The organism is Methanocalculus alkaliphilus (assembly GCF_024170505.1).
GTDB lineage: Archaea > Halobacteriota > Methanomicrobia > Methanomicrobiales > Methanocorpusculaceae > Methanocalculus > Methanocalculus alkaliphilus.
Window position 1 is genome coordinate 19,566 of the sequence record NZ_JALJYG010000003.1, and the last position, 22,788, is coordinate 42,353.

Below are 22,788 nucleotides of genomic sequence, written 5' to 3' on the forward strand. Positions count from 1 at the left end.
TATAATTTATTGGTGATCTTTATATTCCAATTCACGCGCATACCCGGATCCCTCATTGGGCTTGCAATTGGCGACTCCTTTGGTGCGCCCTTTGAAGGGATGGAGAATATCAGTCTGATTCCCGAGCGTATGATGGGAGGAGGTCCTTTTCGGACACGCCGGGGGGAGTACACCGATGATACGCTCCAGATGATCGCGCTTGCAGAGAGCCTGGTCACCTGCCGGGGTTTTCAGGCCATCGACTTTGTGAAAAGACTGCTCGGCATCTATGCAATACACCCCGAATACTTTGGTCCGACGAGCCGTCTGGTGCTTGAGAAGATCAGATCCGGCGTACCAGTGAGGCAGGCTGCAATGCTGCCGGATGGAGCCATGGGAGGGAGAACCAACGGCGCAGTGATGCGGGGTGCGCCAATCGGGATCTTCTACAGGCCGGATGATGCCCTCGCAGTGAGCAGGGTGGCTGCAGCGGTCACCCATCCCCACCCTGTGGCCATTGCCTGCTCAGGTTTTGTCAACCAGATGATCGCAATCCTCTGCCGGGGAGGAACAAAAGAGACCGCATTCTACCGGGCACTTGCATCATGTGACAATGGGGAAGTCAGACGAAGGGTCGCTGCCCTCTCCCTGGCAGAAGTCATCCCTTCGCTTGATGCGCTGGATACAACACATGCCGCGATCACCTGTTTCATGGAGGAGGAGACCTTCAGGGAGATGATCCGGCGTGCGGTCGGGTATGGCGGGGATACCGATACCATCGCCGCAATCGCAGGTGCACTTGGGGGTGCCTGTCTTGGTATCGAAGGGATACCAGAGCACTGGATCGCAGAGGTCGAGGGAGCAGGCGGTATCCTTGCTCTGGAAGATGCGGTATGGCGTGCAGGAACGATGTAATCACACTATTATAACGGAAGGAGTTCAACGAGTTTCATATTCTTCCTTCCCCGGAGACATTCATCAGGGGCGTTACCAAGGATTTGTGTAATAATATAACGCTCTTTTTCATTCAGGCCTTCCGGATGGCAGAGATCATAGCTTCGGCAGTCGTCGCGGTTGCATGGATACTCAAAGACAATTCTCGAATTCATTATTGCCATCTCCCCGGCGATGAGTGCAACGACCGGCGCCTCGATCACCTCAACGACCTGTGCACCATCCTCGAAGACGGAGCAGGTATGGGTTGTCGGCCTGACGGTTTCAACCCGGTAGCGCCTCCCTTCCAGAAGATTATGGCATGCCTTCCTGACTTTACACCCCTCACATGCCGGAACGGATCCGACATAGATGAACTCCTCACCAGGTTTGGCCATCTTAATACCGATGAGTGTCACCCGGTTCTTCGCCTCTGTCATCTTCCTCACTCCTGATAGAGCATCCGGACAAGCGTCGCCGCTGATGCTTCCGTGATACCCATATCAAATATCGTAAAGCGTTCAGGACGTATCTCTTTTGCCCTGACCAGCGCCTCTGCAACGATCTGATCGGAGAGGCCCGCCTCCTTCGGGGTGACGGGGGCGCCAATCATCCTGAGGGAGTCCCGTATCCCCTTCCAGTCTCCGCCATGAAGGTACATCGAGATGATCGATCCGATCCCGCAGGCCTCTCCATGCAGGATTGTTCCGGGAGCCAGCCGTTCAAGTGCATGGCCGAATTTATGCTCTCCACCACTTGCGGGGCGTGAGGACCCGGCGATGCTCATTGCCACGCCAGAGGAGACGAGGGCTTTGGTAACGATCCATGCACTCTCCTCACTCCGCGGGCGGATAAGATGGGCATCCTTTACAAGAATCTCAGCAGTCATCCGAGAGAGTGCAACAGCATATTCAGAGATCGGCTCCCCCCGGAGGCGATGGGCAAGCTCCCAGTCAAGGATTGCGGTATAGTTTGAGATGATATCCGCACATCCCGATGCGAGGAGCCGGTGTGGTGCGCCAGCAATAATACCGGTGTCGGCAACGACGGCTACAGGAGGATGGGCATCAAGGGAGGAGTTTCCCTCATCGGTTGATACCGAGGCGCGTGAGGAGGCGATCCCATCGTGAGACGCCGCCGTTGGAACACTCATGAACTGAATATCCAGGTTGAAGGAGGCTATTTTTGCTGTATCAATGACACGCCCCCCGCCGACAGCGATGATGACATCAGATCCGGCGCCGGCAGCTTCTATTGCAGCAATTGAGGCCGGGCTGATGGTATCAGCCGTCTCGGTCCGAATCTGAAATGAGTCCTCAAGGAGTCCGGCGACCCTGGAGCCAACCTTCTTCATCGTCTCCGGTCCGCTCAGAAGGAGGACATTGCTCCCGATTTTGAGATCATCAAGTACCCGTGGAATCTGATCAAGGGCATCATGGCCAATGACGACATCGCGGGGAAGCTGCATCCATTTGGACTTATCAAAAACTTTATTTTTGAGTATCTTGAAGTATTCTGAACCCATCAGGATCGTTTCATGATTAGTGACTTCATATACAAATACTACATCGATCCCATCCGCTACGGAGAGGCATATACCCTGGTCGATACCCTCACCTATGCACTGATACTTATCATCTCAGTCTTCCTCGTCTACCGATGGCTGGAGAGGGCAGGGATCAGAATCGATGCAGATTTTATCCTTGCCACAATACCATATGTCGTATTTGGAGGATTCCTCCGGGTTATCGAAGATACCGGGATGATACAGAGTGATCTCCGCTTCCTGCTGGTCACCCCCCTCATATTTTTTGCGATCTTTGGAATCACCATCTTCTGCCTCTTCATTGCGAAGGGGGTCGAACGTCTGGGGGCTGTACCATCCTATCTGACGGCATATCGATGGCTGGGAGTGCTCATCTCATTCCTGACGCTGGGGATGCTTCTCTGGTGGGGGATGGTGGAGACACAGATTGACCTTCCTGTTGCCCTCATCATCCTTCTGATGGCAGGTGCCAGTACAGCCCTGACATATGCCGCCATCAGGTACGTGTTCAGATGGGAGTATGTACAGAACCCCCTCTACATTCTCCTCATCTTCGGCCATCTTCTCGATGCAAGCGCAACAAGTTATGGGATCGATATCCATCCAATCAGGTATGTTGAACAGCATGTCGTCGGCGCGGCACTCATCGACTGGGCAGGGACGGCCTTTGCAATGTTCCCACTGAAGCTCGCCGTCCTTATTCCCGGCATTTACATACTTGAGATGTACAGGAGGGAGAATGGCGAAGGGGGACTCTGGTACCTCCTCCTGCTTGCAATGATCGTGGTCGGAATGGCACCCGGGATCCGGGGTATGATGAGGATGATCATCCATGTCTAGGGATCTCTTCATCAGTACGCTCATCGCAGTCCTGATCTTTTCAGGATCGGTCGCCGCCGGTGCGGGCCTTGTGTACATGAATCCGGATATCGGAGATGCTTTCATGGAGCTTGCACATGAAGCTCTCAATATTGAAGAGATGATGGGCAGTCCACCTTCCACACTCGCCCTCAATCTTTTTATCAATAATGTTCAGGCCTGCATCATCCTCTTCCTTGGGGGGGTGACATTTGGCCTGCTGACAACCTTTGTGCTGATCGCAAACGGGGTTCTTGTCGGTGCCGTCGCCCAGATAGCAATGAAGCTTCAGGGCATCACCTTTGTCATAGCCGCTCTTGCACCCCATGGGATCACCGAACTTCCGGCACTCTTCATCTCAGGAGCACTCGGCTTTATGCTGGCCCGGGAGATGAGGAGAGAGCTGGAGGGAGAGGGGGATGCCGCTTCTGAAGCAGGAAAGTACGCAGCGATCTTTGTAAAGGTGGTCGTCCCTCTCCTTCTCATTGCAGCGATTACGGAGGCTTTTATAACGCCCGCTATCATACTTATGGTCGTTTAGGTGTCAGATTATGGAAGAGAAGACCGACGCACTCCCACCAATTGCCGATTTCAGTGCATGGTATAACGAAATTCTCAGGCGCGCAGAGATTATGGATGTTCGCTACCCGGTGAAGGGGCTGTACGTCTGGTACCCGTTCGGGTTTGCGATCCGGAAGAATACATACAACCGGTTACGGGCACTCCTGGATACTGATCATCAGGAGACCCTCTTCCCTCTCCTCATCCCTGACCATGAGTTTATGAAAGAGGCGGAGCATATCAAAGGATTTGAAGAGGAGGTCTACTGGGTGACCCGGGGCGGACTCTCCGAACTTGATGTGAAGCTCGCACTCCGCCCGACGAGTGAGACATCAATCTATCCGATGTATGCCCTCTGGGTGCGCTCACATGCCGATCTCCCCCTGAAGCTCTATCAGATCGTTAATACCTTCAGGTACGAGACGAAGCATACACGCCCACTCATCAGGCTCAGGGAGATAACCTCCTTCAAAGAGGCGCATACCGTTCACTGCACCTGGGAGGAGGCGGCTGCACAGGTTGAGGAGGCTGTCCGGTTATATACAGAGTTCTATACCGGTCTTGCCGTTCCCGTACTCATCTCGAGGCGGCCCGACTGGGATAAATTCCCCGGTGCCGATTACACCATTGCTGTTGATACCATCATGCCGGATGGAAAGACCCTCCAGATAGGAACCGCCCACCATCTCGGGACACACTTCTCAAAGACATTCGGGATCACCTATGAGGATCTGAATGGGGAACAGCAGCTCGCATACCAGACCTGTTATGGGATCTCCGAGCGGTGCATCGCCTCGGTCATCTCGGTCCACGGAGATGACACCGGGCTTGTTCTCCCCCCCTCCGTCGCACCGGTCCAGGTCGCCATCATCCCGATCATCATCGGGAAGCGGAGAGACGAAGTGCTGGCAGCAGCAGAAGGGCTCCTCACCGAGCTGAAGAGTATGGGAATACGTGCAGAACTTGACACCCGTGATATGCGCCCAGGGGCAAAATACTATCACTGGGAGCTGCACGGCGTCCCGCTCAGGCTTGAACTTGGCCCCCGTGACATTGATGCCGGTACGATTGTTGCTGTCGACCGCTTCAAGGTCAAACGCCAGATCAGTTCAGCCGCAGAAGTTGCACCCCTCCTCGATGAGATTCAGGAGATGATCCGAGTACGTGCAGAAGATGCACGGGAAGCAAAGATCAGACTCTGTCACTCAATCGAGGAGATCAGATCAGCAGTTATGGGAGGGGTTGCAGTTGCAGCATGGTGCGGCGACCGTGCCTGTGCGGATCAGATCGAGGCTGAGACCGATGCGCCACTCCTTGGATCAGATCTCCGTGGTCCGTACAATGAACGGCTTGGAGATTCTGGATGTATCGTCTGTACAAAGAAGGGAACGGCAGCCCTCATCGGGCGGTCGTACTGATTTTTTTATCAGCTGTCTTTTGTATATGCCGGTACTCGAAGTCCGGATTCTTTCAGGTTGTTTCAAAAAGGCGGATCGTATCCTCGATCCCCTCTAATGCCGCATCCAGTTCACCCAGCCTGACCGCCACGGTATCTGCATGCTTTTTTCTTTCCGTACATGCTGACGAGATAGCGCCATGGGTTGCCTCGATGGTGAGGGAGAGATGCGTTTCAAAATCTGTGCTGAATTTTCTGAATGCCGAATCAATATTCTGTATCGTCTCCCATCTGAGATTCTCAAGGTTTTGCACCAGCAACGATTCGATATGCCGCTGTGCACGATCCCTGGCACGTTTTTTCCGAACTGCTCCGGGTAACAATTTTCCGACAACGCCAGGGGGGACGGGAGAGAAGGTCCGATCCCATGCACGATCGATCCAGGAGGTCCGTCGTACCGGTTCGTATACCCGTTGTCCATCCGGGGCATGGTACGGAATATCAAAGAGATCAGCTGCAGCTTTCCGGATGGATTCGATCAGGAGGTCCGCCTGTACCTGATGCTCTTTCAGGCGCATGGCGATCTCCCTGTCCATCCTCTCGGTGAGTTTCCCAAGTTCACCCTCAAACCATCCGGGGATAGCGTCTGCAAGAGCCTCCTGAGCTGCATTGTCCGGATCATCCTCCGAGTTCAGAATGGCATTCTCCGCAACCGAGGTGAGCATGTCACGAAGCGGATCGGAGAGATCCCTGATATGATTCTCAAGCAGTTCACGGACACGCTTGTGGTCGCCAGCCAGAATATCGCTCGTTGTTATTCTCCGGGAGTTGATCTCGCTGATTTTCCGGTCAAAGAGTGCAAGCCTCTCTTCAAGCTGGTTGAGAGGCAGTTTTCGTGCTTTTCTCTCAAGGCTCAGCTGGAGGTGGATCTCCCGGAAGATATCATATGCCTTTATCCCAATTGCTTCTCTCAGGACACGATTCTTATCATGAGCGAGAAAGTTGACGATATGGTCGTAGATCGCTTTAAGCCCGCTCTCCTTCCAGAGTGCGGCATCCCCTGACAACTGAGCCTCAAGCCCTTGCCGTGCAGAAACGGCAAAAATCGGCGTTGCGGGATCAATGCCAGCATCCTGAATTAATATGGTGCGAAAAAAGTCAAGAGCCCTGACCCGGTCGGTATCGTTGAGATAATCGACCTTATTGAGAACAAAGAAGAGATACCCGACGCGGTTTTTCACTTCCCTGAGGAATGCAACCTCAACTTCGGTGATGGGTGGATCTGCGGAGATTACAAAGAGTGATGCATCACATTGCGGCAGGAAGTTCATCGTAGCTTCTGTATTGTGCCTGTATATCGAACCGATGCCGGGGGTGTCAATCAGGACCACATCACGGAGCAGCTCTCCGGGATGATCGATCTCAACCTCGCGAATCCCTTTACAATTCTTTGGATTTTCATCCTCACTGATATACTGCATCAACTGATTGTTCAGCCAGAGGGATGAGTCACCATTCAGTACAATGTCAGGCCTGGTATCAATATAACGAACCCTCAGTGTCTGCTGATCGCCATACCGGATAAATGTCGGAAGAGCGGTGAGCGGGATCACTGAGCTTGGGAGTACATCCTCTCCGATCAGCGCATTCAACAGTGTGCTCTTGCCACGCTTGACCTGGCCAAGAACCGCGAGATGGAATCTGCCCTCCAGAAGGCGCTCCTCAAGGTGACGCAGCCGCTCTGCATAATGCTGGCCCCACGAGCCATTCTCCTCCAGACGACGTTGTTGATCAGAAAGTACTTTCTCAAGATTTTCAGGAATTGATAGCCGTGTATCATCCATTGCCGTATTTCCTCCGGTTTTCATGCGAATAGCCGATACCTCTTCTGTTGACGTACCATTGGCATTCGGATGAGCAGGAGTTATCAGCACAAAATGCGGTTAACGGTGAACTCCATCACCAGATAAAGATTATATGCCGACAAAGATAGTTAATCCTTTGTTTATCCGGCGATTATATCTGAAAAAGAAAACTATTTGCCGGATTACTCATCATCTTTAACAGTCAATGGCGATGAGGTCCGCCATAACCGCCCAGCGGGCTGATGACTTCTGTTTTACCGATGAACCGGCTGGTTCCTTTCCCTGGCAAATCAGGACCTGTCAATGAATGCGACTCATGATGCCGGATCAGTCTGCAGTTCATCAGAAAGACCACAAAGAGATGAGCAGGTGACGTACGAGATGATGAAGACAGCAATAGCAACGATTCATGGGCGTGAAATACTTGATTCGCGGGGAAACCCAACAGTCGAAGTGGATATTGTTCTCAATGATGGTACAATGGCACGGGCAGCTGTTCCTTCCGGTGCATCAACGGGAGTTCACGATCTAACAGGCAGGAAGCCCACGACTTCAGTCGTGGGATGAATGCCGACATAGGTATGTTTAAATATACTTTTGAGATATGTATATATAATGCTTCTAACAGTGAAGGTGAAACTCCATCCAACCGAGGATCAGCACCAGAAACTGCTCCGTACAATGGAGCGTTTCAACGAAGCATGCAACTATATTTCAGAATTCGCCTGGAGAAACAAGGTTTTTAACAAAGTCGACCTTCAAAAGAACCTGTACTATGACATTCGCGGTACATTCTCCCTGTCATCTCAAATGGTAATTCGTGCGATTGGCAAAGTATCCGAAAGTTATCTTGCGGATCGATCCGGTTACCATGAGTTCAGGCCTCATGGAGCAATCATCTATGATCAACGTATCCTGGCGATAAAGACTCCTGATACCTGTTCTATCCTGACACTTGACGGAAGAGAGATGGTATCGATGTCATATGGCAGATACCAGCCTCTCGATCTCAAACGGGTAAAGGGTCAGGCTGATCTCGTCCTCGTCAAGAACCAGTTCTATCTCCTGATCGTGGTAGACGTACCTGAAGAACCACAGATTGAACCTGAGGAGATCATCGGAGTCGATCTCGGTATCGCCAATATCGCAACAACATCGACAGGTGAAACCTTCTCCGGGCAGAAATGTACTGAATCCAGAAAGAGATACACCCGTATTAAAGCGGATCTTCAATCCGTTGGTACATGGGACGCAAAAAAACATCTCAAAAAACTCAGTGGAAAAGAACGCCGATTCAAGAATGATACAAACCACTGTATCAGCAAACAGATCGTCGCTGAAGCCAAAGGCACACAATCCGGTATCGCGTTGGAAGATCTGACAGGTATCCGTGATCGGACACCCGGTTATAAGGCGTTAGCAGCGGCAATCGGTAAATGGGCGTTTTATGAGATAGCAATGTACATCCGATATAAAGCACATATGGCTGGTATCCCGGTCTACCTCGTTGATCCCCAATATACATCCCAACAATGTTCTCATTGTGGATATACGAGCAGGGAAAACCGGAAAACCCAGTCTGACTTCTTCTGTATCAAATGTGGATATACGGATAATGCGGATATCAATGCCGCAAAAAACATTGCATCAAGGGCTGATGTCAACCAGCCTATCGCACTCCGTCCTGAACCTAAACGGTCAGGAAGATGGAAGGGCAAGCCCACGACTTCAGTCGTGGGTAGTTGACGAGGCGACTGAACTTCGTGACAATAATCATGAGCGGTTCATGGGAATGGGCGTTCTTACTGCCGTGGATCACGTGAATCGAACTCTCGCTCCATCCCTGATCGGAATGGATGCAGGAGATCAAAGGGCCATTGATCTGACCATGATTGATTGTGATGGCACCCCGAATAAGAGCAGGATTGGTGCAAATGCGATTCTCGGAGTATCAATGGCAACAGCCCGCGCCGTTGCGCTATCACAGGGAATCCCGCTGTATGAGTATCTGAAGATAGATGCAGGATATCTGATGCCGGTCCCGATGATGAATGTTCTCAACGGAGGAGTGCACGCGCAATGGCAGGGAGCGGATTTTCAGGAATATATGATTGTCCCCTTCGGTGCCCCGGATTTTCGCACAGCACTTCAATGGGGGGCTGAAACCTATCATACATTACAGATCCTCCTGAAGAAGAAAGAGTACCCGACTGCTGTAGGGGATGAGGGTGGCTTTGCCCCGAAGGTGGCATCCAATGAAGAGCCGCTTGAGCTCATCACCGAATCAATTGAGGAGGCGGGATATACACCGGGCAGAGAGATTGGCATATCACTCGATCCTGCATCAAGCGGCTTCTTTTCTGATTCGAAATATGAACTGAAGCGTGAGGGGAGGAGACTGGATAGCAACGAAATGATTGCATATTACCGATCACTTGTTGAATCATACCCCATCATCTCAATCGAGGATGGCCTTGCCGAAGATGACTGGAAAGGGTGGGTAAAACTGACAAATGAGCTTGGAGAGGATATCGAGATTATTGGAGATGATATCTTCGTCACATCCAGGCCGCTTGTACAGAGAGGAATTGAGACAGGGGCAGCAAATTCCGTGCTGATAAAGCTTAATCAGATTGGAACCGTTACCGAAACACTCAGCACAATCAGATCTGCACGGGATGCTGGCTGGGGTATCAATATATCCCATAGGAGTGGAGAGACGTCCGATTCCTTCATTGCAGATTTTTCCATCGCCACATCCGCAGGAAAACTCAAGACCGGTGCACCCTGCCGGGGCGAACGTGTTGAGAAGTACAATCAGCTCCTGAGGATTGAGGAAGAATTAGGGAGTAAAGCAATGTACGCAGGAAGAAAGGCATTCATACGGTGATTTCCCTGACCAGTACAAACGATGGCAGGATGAATGAACACCAGGAACGTCACCTTCGTACTACCTGCCGCCATATCGATAGAAAGATCGCAGAAATAGAAGAGATATTGGACGGTTCAGGGGCAGATACTCTCTTCCCGAGGTATTGTACGGATCTAACAGCATATCAGAAAAGGGCAGTCAGAGAGTATTGTTCCCTCATCCGGTCACGGCTCATCACGATACTTGACGAAGAGGGGATCTCAGGAGACTCATCAGCGATTCCCATGAAGCGAGCGATTCAGAGCAGACTCTGTTCCATCGATTGCGCAGCAGAGGAGCTCAGGCCAAAGTACACAGAAGGGTTTGGTGACGTTGCAGAAACCCTCGCTGCAAAACTCAACCGGATCGCTGGAGAGCTCCAGGATCCCGTCATCCACCTCATGCAGTACCTTGAGACGGAGAGCGAGGAAGATCCGGATACCACCCTCGAAGAACAGGATACGGCATAGGTCCGGAGCAGATAAGAACGTTTAGGGGGGAAACGCTCTGTTATGGCCTTTTCCTGATCATCTGTACCTGCTGGATAATTACCAGCCCGTGCTCCACCATCTCCTCCACCTCAGGTACAACAGCCATAATCCTCTCGCTTGTGTCTACCAGATCGATGACAACCGGAAGGTCCAGTGAAAGGTTAAAAACATCCACTGTCCTGAGTTTCTTCTCATGACCAAAGCCGATCATACCCCGGAAGACGGTGCATCCTGGAAAGCCTTTCTCTTTGAAATACTCAACAAGAACCTTATACCCTGTTTTACCATTAATTTTCGCCGATTCAGCAATATAAATGCGAAGTAACAATCCATCGTCCAACATACTCATTTCTCCATTCTTAGCAGCATAGTATCAGCAGATATCCAAGGCCCACTCCAAGAATACTTCCTGCACAATTTAACAGGATATTTACCCCCATTGTGTTATAATCATGGTTTTCCAGCATCCTGAACGTCTCAAAGCTGAATGTTGAGAAGGTTGTCAATCCCCCAAGAGATCCGGTTGCTATGAGGCGAATCGAATCTTCAAACATAACCGAGAAGACGATAACGGATAGGAGGAAGCTGCCAATTACATTAACGAGCAGCGTTCCGGTCGGAATACCCCCAAGCGGCTGAAGCTTTGAGATTTCGTACCTGAATACCGATCCGACAGCCCCTCCGATACCAAAAAGAAGTATGGATTCCATCTCAAATCCCTCGTTTGTAGGTTATCAGGTACCTGCCGATATAGATCCCGGAAAGCCCCATGAGGAGGTTCGTAATAATATTCATAACTGCAATATGCGGAGTCGCAAGAAAAGTCTCCACAGCGAGCGTCGAAAATGAAGTGAACGACCCGGTCATACCAACTCCAAAGAAGAGACGCGCCTCACGGCTGAATGCCCCGATGTAAATTGATTCGTACATAAAAATACCGATAAAGACACAGCCGACAACGTTCGCAAAAAGGGTTCCAGGGAGTGATGGAATCAACTGTTCAACACATTTATGGAGAGCCGCCCCGATGAAGCCCCCCAGTGCGATGAGGAGGTAGAGAACATAATTACTCTTCATTCTGTGTTTCTCCTGTCAGAATTTCCGGATAATTCGTATTAGATTCCCGGAGTTTCGCTGCCTCATGTGATAGAGAAGCTCTCGCTTTGCCGATTACGTCTGCAAACCCCTCACCAAGACCGCCGTACCTGATGTCCCGTATTACACCATGAAGGAAAATCTGGTAATAGATGCATTTCTCATCAAATTCAGGCTCGGAGAGGCCGGAAAGCTGATTTACGAGGATCGTCTGGCGATATATCTTTCGTATTTCATCAGGAGATTCAAAATGACATAACGTGTCAAAGAACGTATGCGAAGCTCTGACCATCTCATCAATAAGCTCCGGCAGATCGCCGTGCAGGGTTTTGAATGGTCCGGTAAAAATCTCGCAGAACCACGGTACTCTTCGAATCTCCGGGCGTAGATCATGAAATTCCGGATAGTGATAGACCTTCAGCAGTGCTTCGCGATTCCGGTTCAACTGGCAACAATGTCCCGTCCCTCCCTTCTCTTTCTTTCTTACGATAAATCCGGCCCGTTCAAACGAATCTATCCATTTCCTGATCGTCGCTACCCTGGTAAACCCGACACCGGTTGCGAGATCGATCTCACGGTGGGATTTGCCATCAAGCAGAATCCGCATCAGCGGAGCCTTGACCGGTGATTTCAAGGAAGGAGTTCCTCCTTACCCGTGTCAGAGACGGTCCGGCAGGCCTTTCGCACTACCACAGACGGGTGGTGATTCAGCCTTTCCAGTAAGCGGCGGCTTTCATCAGTGCAGAGTAATGAGAGGGAAAAAACGATCTCCCGCAGAAGATACACATCCGTTTCGGTAGTGACAAGATGTGCAAATACCGGTAGTGCAGGTTCAAACCTCAGTTGCCCGAGTATCTGTATCGCAATCATTCGTTGTGCCGGGATCGGATGGTTCAGGGAATGAAGGAGACGTTCCTCATATGGAGTTTGTCTCCAGGAATCAAGGCCTTTTCCGCATACAGGGCAGACCTGGAGATCAGTTGATCCTTCAGCCCAGCAAAAGGGACAGAAATACGTTATGCTCATCTCCGGAGACCACCCTCAGGCAACTGCCAGGAGATCAGATCTCCCTTCGGCATTATCATTTCGGCTAATCCTGATCATCCGCAATGCATCCAGCGCGTAATACGTATTTTCCAGCGTCGTCGAACCTCCAAAAATCGATCGTACATATCCACCGTTTGCATGGTAGCATCTCCGAATGAATGATTCACAGTGGCGAAGGAAAGAGGAACGGTATCCGAGGATTGAGGATGCAAGAAGGCCGGCATGAACATCCTCAAGATACGAGGGGCGTACGCCGGGCATGGGAAGAAAACCATATTCCAGGTCCTCACAACGCTGAATGAATAGCTCAGACCCAGGTACTGCAACAGGGTACCCAAGATTATGAAGTATTGAGAGAGCATGAGAGGTTTCTGCCATGGTTGGAGATTGAGAGCCAAACCCCCCCTCATTATTTCTCTGATTACGAACTGCAGTACCGATTGTTTCGCATCTCTTTTCGGGAAGGGTGATGCTCAGGCACCGGCAGAGACTGGTCAGAAGATACAACTGCCATAAGCCAGAAGACGATTCTATCGGCCGGGTTCGATCAGACGGCGGGAGGAGCGAAGAGAGGATCCAGTCTGATGGGTCCCTGGATGGCTTGTCGCCGAGAAGAATCAGGCTTCTGATCACCGCATATCCGACATACACATTTGAGAAACTGCCATCCTCTCTCTGAAATGTATGAAGAAATGAGAGAGTATCTTCATCGTCTTCAGGGATCGAATCGAGCATCTGAAGCGATGCAAGAGCATAGTATGTATCGGAGGCATTTGGTTCATTCAGGCGGTAAAAACAATATCCGCCATCCTGACACCGTCTTTCCCGAATATACCGGATAGTGAACTGAAAAGGATGTATCATCGGCATCATCTACCATTATCTGGTAGAAGTCATCAGCCGACGAGGCAGTTTTGGCGGACTTCATCGCCATTGGAAATACTATTGGAGATTCAGAGAGTGTATCACTTGTCTTGTGTACAGACACAATCTGAGCATAAAAACCTGATCGTCATATCACCATGCACAAGATCACCGATGATCTTCTTGGCACCACCGAAGAATATGACCCGTCTGCATGTGGAGCACCGTTTCGGAAGTATCCTCTCCATCCTCGAGAGATCCGCATCAAGCGCAAACCGGGTGTTCTCACCGGGGACGGCCGGGCATTCGCCCTCCTCATCGATCCTGGAAAGGAGTCTGTATACCTGAAGCGGATGCGCTCCATACTCCTGGAATTTTCTAAAGAGGAAATACTGCAGCACAAGCCATGATAATTCTGACCGCTCGATGCTGTCATCAAACTGGATCTCTTCCTCTGAGGCATCAACATCACCGACTGATGAACCACAGAGGGGGCAGTCACCGCCGACGAGCTCTTCAATATAAACTTCTTCACGACACCCAGGGCATGTGGTGTGGCGTGCGTGTGTACGATATCCCATACCTTTCTCTCCGGACTCAACCATTCCTATTCAGCATGCTCATCTGGGCCGGTATCGCCGGTACCACACGCCCCCGGTAGACAGGGGGTTCCGTTCAGTGATAGATCTTTGTTATTAGATCATATAAATATATTTCTCTATGCAAAATAGGACTTTCATTTCAAAAAATGGATATTTTAAATTTTTACGAATATATAATCAATTTACCACCTCAAGCTTCTTTGCTGGTGGAGTATATCCCTTCAGGAGAAGGGAGAGAGAGACGATGGTGACAGAGGAGAGCGCCATGGCAAGACCGGCATACTCAGGCCGGAAAGTAACCCCAAAGAACGGGGTAAGGAGCCCGGCTGCAATCGGGATGAGAAGAATGTTATAAATAAAAGCCCAGAAGAGATTGCCCCTGATCCTCCCCATCACCTTTTGTGAGAGCTGGATCGCGGCCGCCGCATCAATGAGATCATCATGCATCAGAACGATCCCACCGGTCTCAACCGCTACATCGGTTCCACCTGATATGGCAATGCCGACATCGGCCTGTGCAAGCGCCGGAGCATCGTTGATCCCATCACCGATGAAGGCGACAACACCCCCCTGCTCCTGAATTCTCTGCACCTCCAGAGCCTTTCTGTCAGGGAGAACACCGGATAATATCTTCGAAATACCAACCTTCTCACCAATGACACGGGCAGTTCGCTCATTATCACCTGTGATCATCACCACGGCGAGCCCCATTTCCGTGAAAGCTTTCACAGCAGTTGCTGAGGTTGGTTTGAGGGGATCGGTGATGGCAAAGAGACCGGCATACCGCCCATCCACAGCAACGAGCGGAACGGTTTTGCCTTCATTTTCCAGTCGAACCATCGAACCGAGAGCCTTCTTTGGAATAGAGACCGAGCGGCTTTCCAGGAAGGCACGGGTACCAATCATGACGGACTGGCCATCTATCACTCCCAGAACTCCCTGGCCCCCTATCGTCTCAAATCCGGTCACATCTCCGGCAGCAATTCCGGCTCTCCCGGCCTTCTCTGCTATCGCCGTTGCCAGAGGATGAAGGGAGAGTTTCTCCACAGACCCGGCAAGATAGAGGAGGTCGTCTTCGGATCTCCCGGAAGGAACGACATCAGTAACGACAGGGCGGCCCATCGTCAGGGTGCCGGTCTTATCAACAGCAACAGTGGTGATCGCACCGGACCGTTCCAGTGTCTCGCCGCTGCGGATGAGAATACCAAGTTCGGCACCCCTGCCGAGACCGACGGTGATCGCCGTCGGGGTCGCAAGCCCGAGCGCACATGGACAGGCGACGACAAGGACGGAGATGAGTGCCGTCGTTGCAAAGAGGAGTGTTTCACCGAGGATAACGTACCAGAGAAAAAACGAGACGGTGGCGATCAAAAGGACAAAAGGTATGAAGATTGAGACAACGGAATCCGCAATCCGCTGAACAGGGGGTTTTGTTCCCTGCGCCTCCTCAACCATCCGGATGATCTGTGCAAGAACGGTATCCCTGCCGATCCGTGTTGCCGTGACGGTGAGGGTTCCGCTGGTGAGGATCGTTCCCCCAATAACCTCGGATCCATCCACCTTCATCACCGGGACCGACTCACCCGTCACAAGAGATTCATCAACTGACCCTTCACCCTTTATTACAATGCCATCAACGGCGACAGCTTCCCCGGTTCGGACGAGGATCTGATCTCCGGCCTGGATCTCATCTGCTGGGACCTGTATCTCTGTACCATTCCGAAGCAGGGTCGCTCTCTTGGGCTGGAGCGAGATGAGGGACCGGATGGCTTCGCCTGTCCTGCCTTTGGCACGTGCCTCAAGGTACCTGCCGAGGGTAAGAAAGGCAGCAAGCATGACAGCCGTCTCATAGAAGTTGAATTCACCTGTAAGGAAGATATTAAAGGTCGATAGGACACTGGATCCATAAGCGGTTCCGATACCCATCGCATACATAACATCCATATCAAGGATGCCATTGGAGAGGGAACGTACTGCTGACCGGAAGATGGGATAGGCAAGGTAGAGGAAGAATGGGGTCGAAACCAGGAAGAAGAAGTACGGCATCGGGAGGGGGAGCGGGGGGTGGAGATACATCACAAGTATCAGAACGGCAGAGACGGCAAACCCGATGATCGAACGGGTGAGTTTCTCTCGGAGATCCTTCTCCTGTGCTGCCTGCTCCTCCTCTGCTCCTTCATCACCAGTGCTATGGGCGGTATACCCGGCAGAGGTGATCGCTTTCTTCAGCTGATCAACCGATATAATGCCAGGATGATAGCTGATGGTCGCCTGTTCGGTTCCGAGATTAACAGATGCTGAAACGACACCGGGGAGTGAGGAGAGGATCTTCTCAACCCCCGCCGCACACATCGCACAGGTCATCCCGCCAATACGAATGGTGATCGTCTGAGCTGCAGGGGTGAAGCCGGCTTTTTTGATCGCTTCTTCTATCTCCGGTAAGGGAATGGTCTCTCCACCCAGTACAACCCGTACCTTTTCGGTGGCGAGATTCACGGTGACGGAATCGACGCCCTCGATCTCTGATACGGCCTTCTCCACCGCGAGAGCACAGCTTGCGCAATGCATCCCGACAATTCCAATATCAACTGCCTTTCTGTTCTGATCGGTCATTCCGACTCCTGCAAAAAAGAAAAGATATCTGTATCAGCGCTTCCCGAGATGGTGATCAAGCTGGAAGAGACCACCGGTGGAGTCGCCGATCTTCTCAAGCTTGGCGACAAGTTCCGAAGCATTTGCCTCTTCCTCAACCTGCTCGGAGACGAACCAGTGAAGCATGACCTCCGCTGCATAATCCTTCTGTTTGATTGCCTCGGCCATCATCGCATTGATCATCCCGGTGACCTTCTGTTCATGTTCATACACCTCTTTGAAGAGCGCAAGCGGGCTTGCCCATGCATCCTTCGGCTTCTCAATAGCTGCCAGCCGGACCGTGCCGCCGCGTTCCACCAGGTAATCGTAGAGCTTCATTGCATGGGAGAGCTCTTCCTGTGCCTGAATTCTCATCCAGTGGGCAAAGCCATTCCAGGTCTCCTGTGAGCACCAGGCTGACATGGAGAGGTACAGGTATGACGAGTACAACTCCGCATTAATCTGGTTGTTGATCAATTCTTCCATCTTCTGTCCGATCATAACTATCACTCTTGTATTCTGTCTATGCCGCTCTGCGGCAATAGAACTCCATTACCTCTCCCTACTTATAATATATTTCTCTGTGACACCATCTGGTGAGGAGCCGGTGACTCCATGATTGTACACAAAGGAATAATACGGGAGAACGACAATATGTATATCTCTTCATGGGCTTGTGGCTTAGCCAGGATAGAGCGTCGGGCTTCTAACCCGAATGTCGGGGGTTCGAATCCCCCCAGGCCCGCTTCTTTTTCATTTATCCTGTTACCATGCTCTTCCCAATATCAATCCCATGCCGTATGAGGTCGACCTTCTAAACGTACTATCGACTTTCGCTGTAAGGGTATCTCCACAAGGAATTGGGTGCAATTATCATTTCCTGCCGAACACACGCTTTTATGGGTCAGTATCTTCTGCATGCATTCCGAACAGCTTTTCATCCCTGAGATGTATTCTGTCTGTATGCTCACCCCCCAGGAGATTGCCGATGCAGCGGATCTGATCCGGCCCCACATCCACAGGACACCGCTCGTCTATTCGCCGACATTCTCCGCAATGACCAGCTGCGAAGTGTACCTGAAGCTCGAAACCCTCCAGAAGGCGGGATCGTTCAAGGTCAGGGGTGCGGTCCACTCGATACTCCGGAACCGAACAAGAATTGGTACTATAGGGGTGGTTGCGGCGTCTGCCGGGAACCATGCGCAGGGGGTTGCGCTGGCGGCTGGCATTGCCGGGGTGCGGGCGACGATCGTGATGCCGGTCGGGTCCTCAGTTGCCAAGCAAGAGGCGACACGGGGATATGGTGCTGAGGTTGTCCTTGTCGGGCGGACACTCCAGGATTCGATCACCTATGCCAGCTGCCTCGCAGAGAGAGGAGCCTTTCTGATCCATCCCTACGATGACAGGGATGTGATCACTGGTGCAGGGACCATCGGATCTGAGATCCTCGATGAGATGAGGGATGTGAACTATGTGATCGTACCTGTCGGTGGAGGAGGGCTGATCGCGGGGATCGCAGCTGCAGTCAAGGGTGCCGGGAGTCAAGCCCGGATTATCGGTGTGCAGGCCGTGGCCTGTGACGCGGCATATCGTGCATTTGCTTTTGGGGAGCGGCAGCCTGTCCGACCCGGCCGGACGATCGCTGATGGGATCGCCGTCCCTATCGTCGGCGAGCAGCCGTTTCGGATCATCAGGTCATCTGTTGATGAGATTGGAACCGTCTCTGAAGATGAGATGATTCAGGCGATCCTCCTCCTCCTCGAGCGCAAGCACCTCGTGGTGGAAGGGGCGGGGTCGGCACCCCTTGCCTATCTCCTCTCCGGGAGAGCGGTATTTCCAAAGGGAAGCCGGATCGTGCTGGTCATCTCAGGAGGAAATATCGATCTTCCCCTCTTTCAGCGGGTGATCCACCAGGCGCTGGTGGCACGGGATCGCTCAATGACGATCTCGGTGGTGATAGATGACAGGCCGGGATCGCTTGCGAAGGTGCTTGGCATCCTTGCTGGTGCCGGGGGAAATATCCTTGAAATTATCCAGAAAAGGGATGAGAAAGGACTCCACCCGACCGAGATCAGGGTGGAGATAGAGATCGAGGTTCGCGGTGCAGATCACCAGCAGCGAATCCAGGGAGATCTCCTATCAGCCGGATACCGGCTGCGGTGATCACCGGATCCGGGTGCCGGGCTCAACCTCCCTGTTCGGGATGAGAAGGGCGGCATCATCACCGGCGGCAAGGATCATACCCCTGCTCTCAACACCAAAGATGGTTGCAGGTTCAAGGTTTGTTACCATCACAACGAGGGTTCCCTCAAGCTCTTCGGGTTTATAGAAGGGTGCGATCCCCGAGACGACCTGTCTCTTCTCAGATCCGATGTCAACGGTAATCTTCAGGAGCTTCTTCGATCCCTTGATCGGCTCGGCGCCAAGTACCCGGCCGACACAGAGTTCCATCTTTGCAAATTCATCTATCGTCAGCATCTCTTTCTTCACCTCATGCCTCTCCTGCTTCTTCCTTGCTTCATCAACCCGGCGCGTAAAGGTCGCTTCGAGAACAGCATACTGTTCATCATCAATCTTTTCAAAGAGCGGGGCGGCTTTCCTGAGGGTGACACCGGAAAGGGGAATATCTGCCTCATCCAGGTGGTGGCTGGCAAGAGGAGTCTCATGGCCGAGCATCTCCCAGCAGAGCGACGCCTTCTCCGGCATCACCGGCTCAAGGAAGAGGGCTAATGCCTTGACAATCTGGAGGCAGTCGGCAATGACCCCTTCAGCTGCCGCCCTGTCGGTCTTGAGGAGCTTCCATGGTGCGTTCTTCTGAATGTAGTTATTGCCAAATGTGGCCAGACCCATGATCGCATCGACACCTGATTTGAACTCAAAAGCACGGAATGCAGGGTCAACAAGGTCGCGGGTCCTTCGTATCTCATGAAGGATCTCTTCCTTTGGAGGAGTTGCCGGTATTCCGCCGAGCTTCTCTTCTGCAAAATAGATGCTCCGGTACATGAAGTTGCCAAGGGTATTGACAAGCTCGTTATTCACCCGTTCCTGGTAGGCCTTCCATGAAAAGTTCAGCTCTTTGGTATGGCTTGTATAGCTGAGGAGATAGTACCGAAGGTAGTCTGCAGGAAGGTTGACATCGAGATAGTCCTCATTTGCCCAGACGACGTATCCCCGTGACTTTGAGAACTTCTGATCCTCGACCTTCAGCATCCCCGAGGCGACGACAGCATCGGGGGAGCCGTACCCGGCGGCATGGAGGAGGGCAGGCCAGAAGATGCAGTGGTGATAGATGATGTCTGATCCAATGAAATGGGTCACCTCACCATCACCGCACCAGAACCGGCGCCAGTCATCCCCATGGGCATTCGCCCATTCCTCGGTGAAGGAGATGTAGCCGATCGGGGCATCGACCCAGACATAGACGACAAGATCCTCATTCCCCGGGAAACGGACACCCCAGTCCATGGTCCGGGTGATGCACCAGTCATGAAGCTCGTTTTCGATCCAGCCGATGGCATAGTTCTTCGCATTAATTGTGCCATTGAGATCCTTGAGATAATCAAGGAGATAATCTTTGAATGTGCTCAGTTTAAAGAAATAGTGCTCCTGCTGCCGTGTCTCTGCCTTCGTCCGGCAGACGGTGCAGGTCGGCTCAAGAATCTCGCCGGGTTCAAGATGCCGGCCGCATCCCTGGTCACACTCATCACCTCGTGCATGCTTCCCGCAGTGCGGGCAGGTTCCCTCGACATACCTGTCCGGGAGCGACCGTTTACAGGTGGTACAGTAGCTCTGATTGATCACCTCAGCGTAGACATATCCCCTATCGATCAGCCGTTTCACTATCGACTGGGTGCGGGCGTGATTGGTCGGATCATCAGTCATCCCGAAATGGTCGAAGATGACACCCATCTTCTCAAACGTCTCTTTAAAATGGGTATGGTATATCTCAGAGAAGGCTCTCGGGGTGGTGCCCGCCTCTTCTGCGGAGACAATGATCGGCGTCCCATGATTATCTGAACCACAGACGAAGAGGACATCCTCACCTGCCCGCCGGAGATACCTGACATAGCAGTCCGCGGGCACATAGGTGCGGAGGTGTCCGATATGGCATAATCCGTTGGTATACGGAAGACCACAGGTGACCAGTTTCGGTTTCCCACTCATCCGTATGCTTTTTGCGTGGGGACCGTATAAATTACAGTGTCAGATATGGTCAGACAACGAACGATCCCGGTACGATCCCTCGGATCCATGGTCACAACGCCTTCTGCCGGAGAGCTTACCGCATGGGCGAAGACCCGCACAGGCGTTGGGGGAGACCTGACGACGTTTCATCTGATGCGATCAGCTGAAGCGCAGGATTCTCTGGATCTTCCGGCAGCCGGGGGATGGTTTTACGGCGGGAGGGCAGCTGCCGCAACGCTTCCGGATGCCCCCGCAGACGAGGTGACTGATGATATCAGGGCTGTGGAATCCTTTTTTAAGAATCCCTGGTGGTCACTCCCCTCCCCTGCATCGCTTTGGCAGGACCCGGATGAAGAGTACCTGCTCGGATACCGCAGACTCCTCCGGACGATGCGGGATAACCGGGTAGCAGGCCATATCATCCTCTCGGAGAGGAGGCCGGCCTCTATTGAGCTTGAGTTTCTCACAGGCCGGCGCGTCCTCTGGCATATCCTCCGCCCCTCTGAAAAGAGCCTGGCTGGTCTCCTTGAGGTTCAGCGGGATATCGCCATCAGGCCGGAGATGCTGGAGGTACTTGAAGATCTGATGGGATCCTATACTGTCCGGACGATCATCGTCATCGATCCTGGAGAAGGAGATCTGAAAAGGGCAGCAGAGCTGGTTGATCCGGATAATCTCCTGACCGGCGGGTATGCCCCGGCAGACCAGGCAGATTACTGGAGGGATCTTATGTCACGATCCATTCTGCCCCGATAACGACTCGGCAACATCGACGAAGCGATCAAAGTGAGCGGTCTTTCCAAAGAGAGCAAAAGAGATCTTATCCCAGAAGGTGAACGGGAATGATCCTCCTGAAGCGTTCGGATGGCCGCCGCCACCAAACTCCGCAGCGATGAGATGGCTCACCGGAGGCGCGGACCGGAGTGAGAATCGGCCGGTATCTGAGATGATCACCTCAATATCGGTCTTCAGCTCATCCCTGATCGCCGCTGCGGTCTCGCTTGGATAATTATAGAGGGGGGCAAATGCGATCCGGTACCGGCCATCACGGATCGTTGCCTTCCGGATACTCTTTCTGATGGCGATGGTCCTTTCTTTATCAATTGCGGCATAGGTCTCTTCAATCCAGTCATCAGTGAAGATCCCGTCCTGGAGCCGGTCACGCAGGGGGCGGAGGTTTTTATTGATCGATCCGATCTGTCCGAGGATGGCGGAGCGGGGGTCTTTGTGTGTCCAGAGATCATAGTCACAGACGACCCGTGCAATCTCAACCGAGACGGGATCATCAGCGGCGATGGTACGGGCGACAAGGCCGCATCCGCAGGTTGATGAATCGACGGTGAGCTCCTCGGTATACCGGCTGATCCGCTCGATCTCTTCCTTCTTCCACCGATGGTGATCTCTCCAGACTATCTTCCAGCCTGCCGCCTTTGCCCGCCGTGCCGCCTCATCGACTCCTTTCTGAAAGCCAAGATCGGAGATGGAGAGGGTATCTCCGTTCCCGGGAACGTTGGCGATGGTATTGAGATTCTTTGTGAACCTTCCAACCGAGGAGAAGACGGTGAATATGGCATCGCGCCCATAGACCCTTCTGTGGATGGCGTCGGCGCCCGCGGCATCAAGATCGTTATGCGTCAGGTGAACGATGCCCGCCGTCCTGTTCCGAACCCTTTCCTCAAGGCCAGGTCCCTCTTTCTTCTCTTCTGGTCTGCCAAAGGGCCATCTCATGCATATTATCTCTGTTCTTTCGGCTGATAAAGAGGGGCGATGGGGCGGGCTATCTGACATTCAGGATGGAAGGGTGGAGAGGAGAGGAGAGATCAA

The 22,788-nt window shown here is 52.3% G+C and carries 23 protein-coding genes, 1 tRNA gene and 3 riboswitches; of the genes, 11 read left to right on the forward strand and 13 right to left on the reverse strand.

What is annotated here, in order from left to right:
* The first annotated feature begins 12 nt into the window (after positions 1-12).
* Entirely contained in the window at positions 13-894 is an 882-nt protein-coding gene (locus tag J2T58_RS02970; RefSeq protein ID WP_253487315.1) for an ADP-ribosylglycohydrolase family protein, read from the forward strand.
* An 8-nt stretch (positions 895-902) separates the two neighbouring features.
* Here J2T58_RS02970 and J2T58_RS02975 read toward each other — a convergent pair whose 3' ends face one another.
* The gene (locus J2T58_RS02975; RefSeq protein WP_253487578.1) at positions 903-1,352 is read right to left on the reverse strand and encodes a UPF0179 family protein; all 450 of its coding nucleotides are present in this window, start codon (positions 1,350-1,352) and stop codon (positions 903-905) included.
* Positions 1,353-1,357: 5 nt separating this feature from the next.
* Positions 1,358-2,437 (reverse strand): NAD(P)-dependent glycerol-1-phosphate dehydrogenase, encoded by a 1,080-nt coding sequence (locus J2T58_RS02980; protein WP_253487318.1) that lies wholly within the window; start codon positions 2,435-2,437, stop codon positions 1,358-1,360.
* A 12-nt stretch (positions 2,438-2,449) separates the two neighbouring features.
* Between J2T58_RS02980 and J2T58_RS02985 the strand changes: the two genes are divergently transcribed.
* Genes J2T58_RS02985 through proS form a run of 3 tightly spaced genes read left to right on the forward strand, consistent with a single transcriptional unit; the run spans position 2,450 to position 5,295 of the window.
* Entirely contained in the window at positions 2,450-3,298 is an 849-nt protein-coding gene (locus tag J2T58_RS02985) for a DUF63 family protein (RefSeq protein WP_253487319.1), read from the forward strand.
* Positions 3,291-3,857 carry a stage II sporulation protein M gene (locus J2T58_RS02990; RefSeq protein WP_253487320.1) on the forward strand — a complete coding sequence of 189 codons (567 nt, stop codon included), beginning with the start codon at positions 3,291-3,293 and terminating at the stop codon, positions 3,855-3,857. Before J2T58_RS02985 ends, J2T58_RS02990 begins: the two co-directional genes overlap by 8 nt.
* A 10-nt stretch (positions 3,858-3,867) precedes the next feature.
* Positions 3,868-5,295 carry a proline--tRNA ligase gene (gene proS, locus J2T58_RS02995; protein WP_253487321.1) on the forward strand — a complete coding sequence of 476 codons (1,428 nt, stop codon included), beginning with the start codon at positions 3,868-3,870 and terminating at the stop codon, positions 5,293-5,295.
* Positions 5,296-5,347: 52 nt separating this feature from the next.
* On the opposite strand, the gene J2T58_RS03000 is transcribed toward proS, so the two are convergent.
* Entirely contained in the window at positions 5,348-7,117 is a 1,770-nt protein-coding gene (locus tag J2T58_RS03000) for a dynamin family protein (RefSeq protein WP_253487322.1), read from the reverse strand.
* A 67-nt stretch (positions 7,118-7,184) separates the two neighbouring features.
* A riboswitch (Fluoride riboswitch) is annotated at positions 7,185-7,246 on the reverse strand.
* 90 nt (positions 7,247-7,336) lie between these two features.
* Positions 7,337-7,397: riboswitch (Fluoride riboswitch) on the forward strand.
* A 44-nt stretch (positions 7,398-7,441) separates the two neighbouring features.
* Here J2T58_RS03000 and J2T58_RS11285 point away from each other — a divergent pair.
* Genes J2T58_RS11285 through J2T58_RS03020 form a run of 4 tightly spaced genes read left to right on the forward strand, consistent with a single transcriptional unit; the run spans position 7,442 to position 10,519 of the window.
* Complete coding sequence (locus J2T58_RS11285) at positions 7,442-7,705, forward strand: hypothetical protein (RefSeq protein WP_436262628.1); 264 nt, start codon at positions 7,442-7,444, stop codon at positions 7,703-7,705.
* A gap of 48 nt (positions 7,706-7,753) precedes the next feature.
* The gene (locus tag J2T58_RS03010; protein WP_253487323.1) at positions 7,754-8,884 is read left to right on the forward strand and encodes an RNA-guided endonuclease InsQ/TnpB family protein; all 1,131 of its coding nucleotides are present in this window, start codon (positions 7,754-7,756) and stop codon (positions 8,882-8,884) included.
* On the forward strand, positions 8,796-10,028 hold the full coding sequence (gene eno / locus J2T58_RS03015; RefSeq protein ID WP_253487324.1) for a phosphopyruvate hydratase: 1,233 nt from the start codon (positions 8,796-8,798) through the stop codon (positions 10,026-10,028). The genes J2T58_RS03010 and eno overlap by 89 nt, the downstream gene beginning before the upstream one ends.
* Positions 10,025-10,519 (forward strand): hypothetical protein, encoded by a 495-nt coding sequence (locus J2T58_RS03020; protein WP_253487326.1) that lies wholly within the window; start codon positions 10,025-10,027, stop codon positions 10,517-10,519. Before eno ends, J2T58_RS03020 begins: the two co-directional genes overlap by 4 nt.
* Positions 10,520-10,559: 40 nt before the next feature.
* On the opposite strand, the gene J2T58_RS03025 is transcribed toward J2T58_RS03020, so the two are convergent.
* From J2T58_RS03025 to J2T58_RS03060, 8 genes are all read right to left on the reverse strand, one after another.
* Positions 10,560-10,883: a DUF190 domain-containing protein gene (locus J2T58_RS03025; RefSeq protein ID WP_253487327.1), complete on the reverse strand. Its 324-nt coding sequence runs from the start codon at positions 10,881-10,883 to the stop codon at positions 10,560-10,562.
* 16 nt (positions 10,884-10,899) lie between these two features.
* Entirely contained in the window at positions 10,900-11,250 is a 351-nt protein-coding gene (locus J2T58_RS03030; RefSeq protein ID WP_253487328.1) for a fluoride efflux transporter FluC, read from the reverse strand.
* A gap of 1 nt (position 11,251) precedes the next feature.
* The gene (locus tag J2T58_RS03035; RefSeq protein ID WP_253487329.1) at positions 11,252-11,617 is read right to left on the reverse strand and encodes a CrcB family protein; all 366 of its coding nucleotides are present in this window, start codon (positions 11,615-11,617) and stop codon (positions 11,252-11,254) included.
* Entirely contained in the window at positions 11,607-12,269 is a 663-nt protein-coding gene (locus J2T58_RS03040) for a hypothetical protein (protein ID WP_253487330.1), read from the reverse strand. The genes J2T58_RS03035 and J2T58_RS03040 overlap by 11 nt, the downstream gene beginning before the upstream one ends.
* Before the next feature lie 407 nt (positions 12,270-12,676).
* Entirely contained in the window at positions 12,677-13,546 is an 870-nt protein-coding gene (locus tag J2T58_RS03045; protein ID WP_253487331.1) for a prenyltransferase/squalene oxidase repeat-containing protein, read from the reverse strand.
* A 16-nt stretch (positions 13,547-13,562) separates the two neighbouring features.
* Positions 13,563-13,623: riboswitch (Fluoride riboswitch) on the reverse strand.
* A gap of 24 nt (positions 13,624-13,647) precedes the next feature.
* Entirely contained in the window at positions 13,648-14,127 is a 480-nt protein-coding gene (locus tag J2T58_RS03050; RefSeq protein ID WP_253487333.1) for a hypothetical protein, read from the reverse strand.
* A 198-nt stretch (positions 14,128-14,325) separates the two neighbouring features.
* On the reverse strand, positions 14,326-16,761 hold the full coding sequence (locus J2T58_RS03055; protein ID WP_253487334.1) for a heavy metal translocating P-type ATPase: 2,436 nt from the start codon (positions 16,759-16,761) through the stop codon (positions 14,326-14,328).
* 33 nt (positions 16,762-16,794) lie between these two features.
* Entirely contained in the window at positions 16,795-17,280 is a 486-nt protein-coding gene (locus J2T58_RS03060; protein ID WP_253487335.1) for a ferritin, read from the reverse strand.
* Positions 17,281-17,449: 169 nt separating this feature from the next.
* Between J2T58_RS03060 and J2T58_RS03065 the strand changes: the two genes are divergently transcribed.
* A tRNA-Arg gene (locus J2T58_RS03065) sits at positions 17,450-17,524 on the forward strand.
* Positions 17,525-17,742: 218 nt separating this feature from the next.
* Positions 17,743-18,942: a threonine ammonia-lyase gene (gene ilvA, locus J2T58_RS03070; protein WP_253487336.1), complete on the forward strand. Its 1,200-nt coding sequence runs from the start codon at positions 17,743-17,745 to the stop codon at positions 18,940-18,942.
* Here ilvA and metG read toward each other — a convergent pair whose 3' ends face one another.
* Complete coding sequence (gene metG / locus J2T58_RS03075) at positions 18,943-20,943, reverse strand: methionine--tRNA ligase (protein ID WP_253487337.1); 2,001 nt, start codon at positions 20,941-20,943, stop codon at positions 18,943-18,945.
* 45 nt (positions 20,944-20,988) lie between these two features.
* On the opposite strand from metG, the gene J2T58_RS03080 reads away from it, so the two are divergent.
* Complete coding sequence (locus J2T58_RS03080; protein ID WP_253487338.1) at positions 20,989-21,720, forward strand: hypothetical protein; 732 nt, start codon at positions 20,989-20,991, stop codon at positions 21,718-21,720.
* On the opposite strand, the gene J2T58_RS03085 is transcribed toward J2T58_RS03080, so the two are convergent.
* The gene (locus J2T58_RS03085) at positions 21,697-22,692 is read right to left on the reverse strand and encodes a DHH family phosphoesterase (RefSeq protein ID WP_253487339.1); all 996 of its coding nucleotides are present in this window, start codon (positions 22,690-22,692) and stop codon (positions 21,697-21,699) included. The genes J2T58_RS03080 and J2T58_RS03085 overlap by 24 nt on opposite strands.
* Positions 22,693-22,788 lie beyond the last annotated feature (96 nt).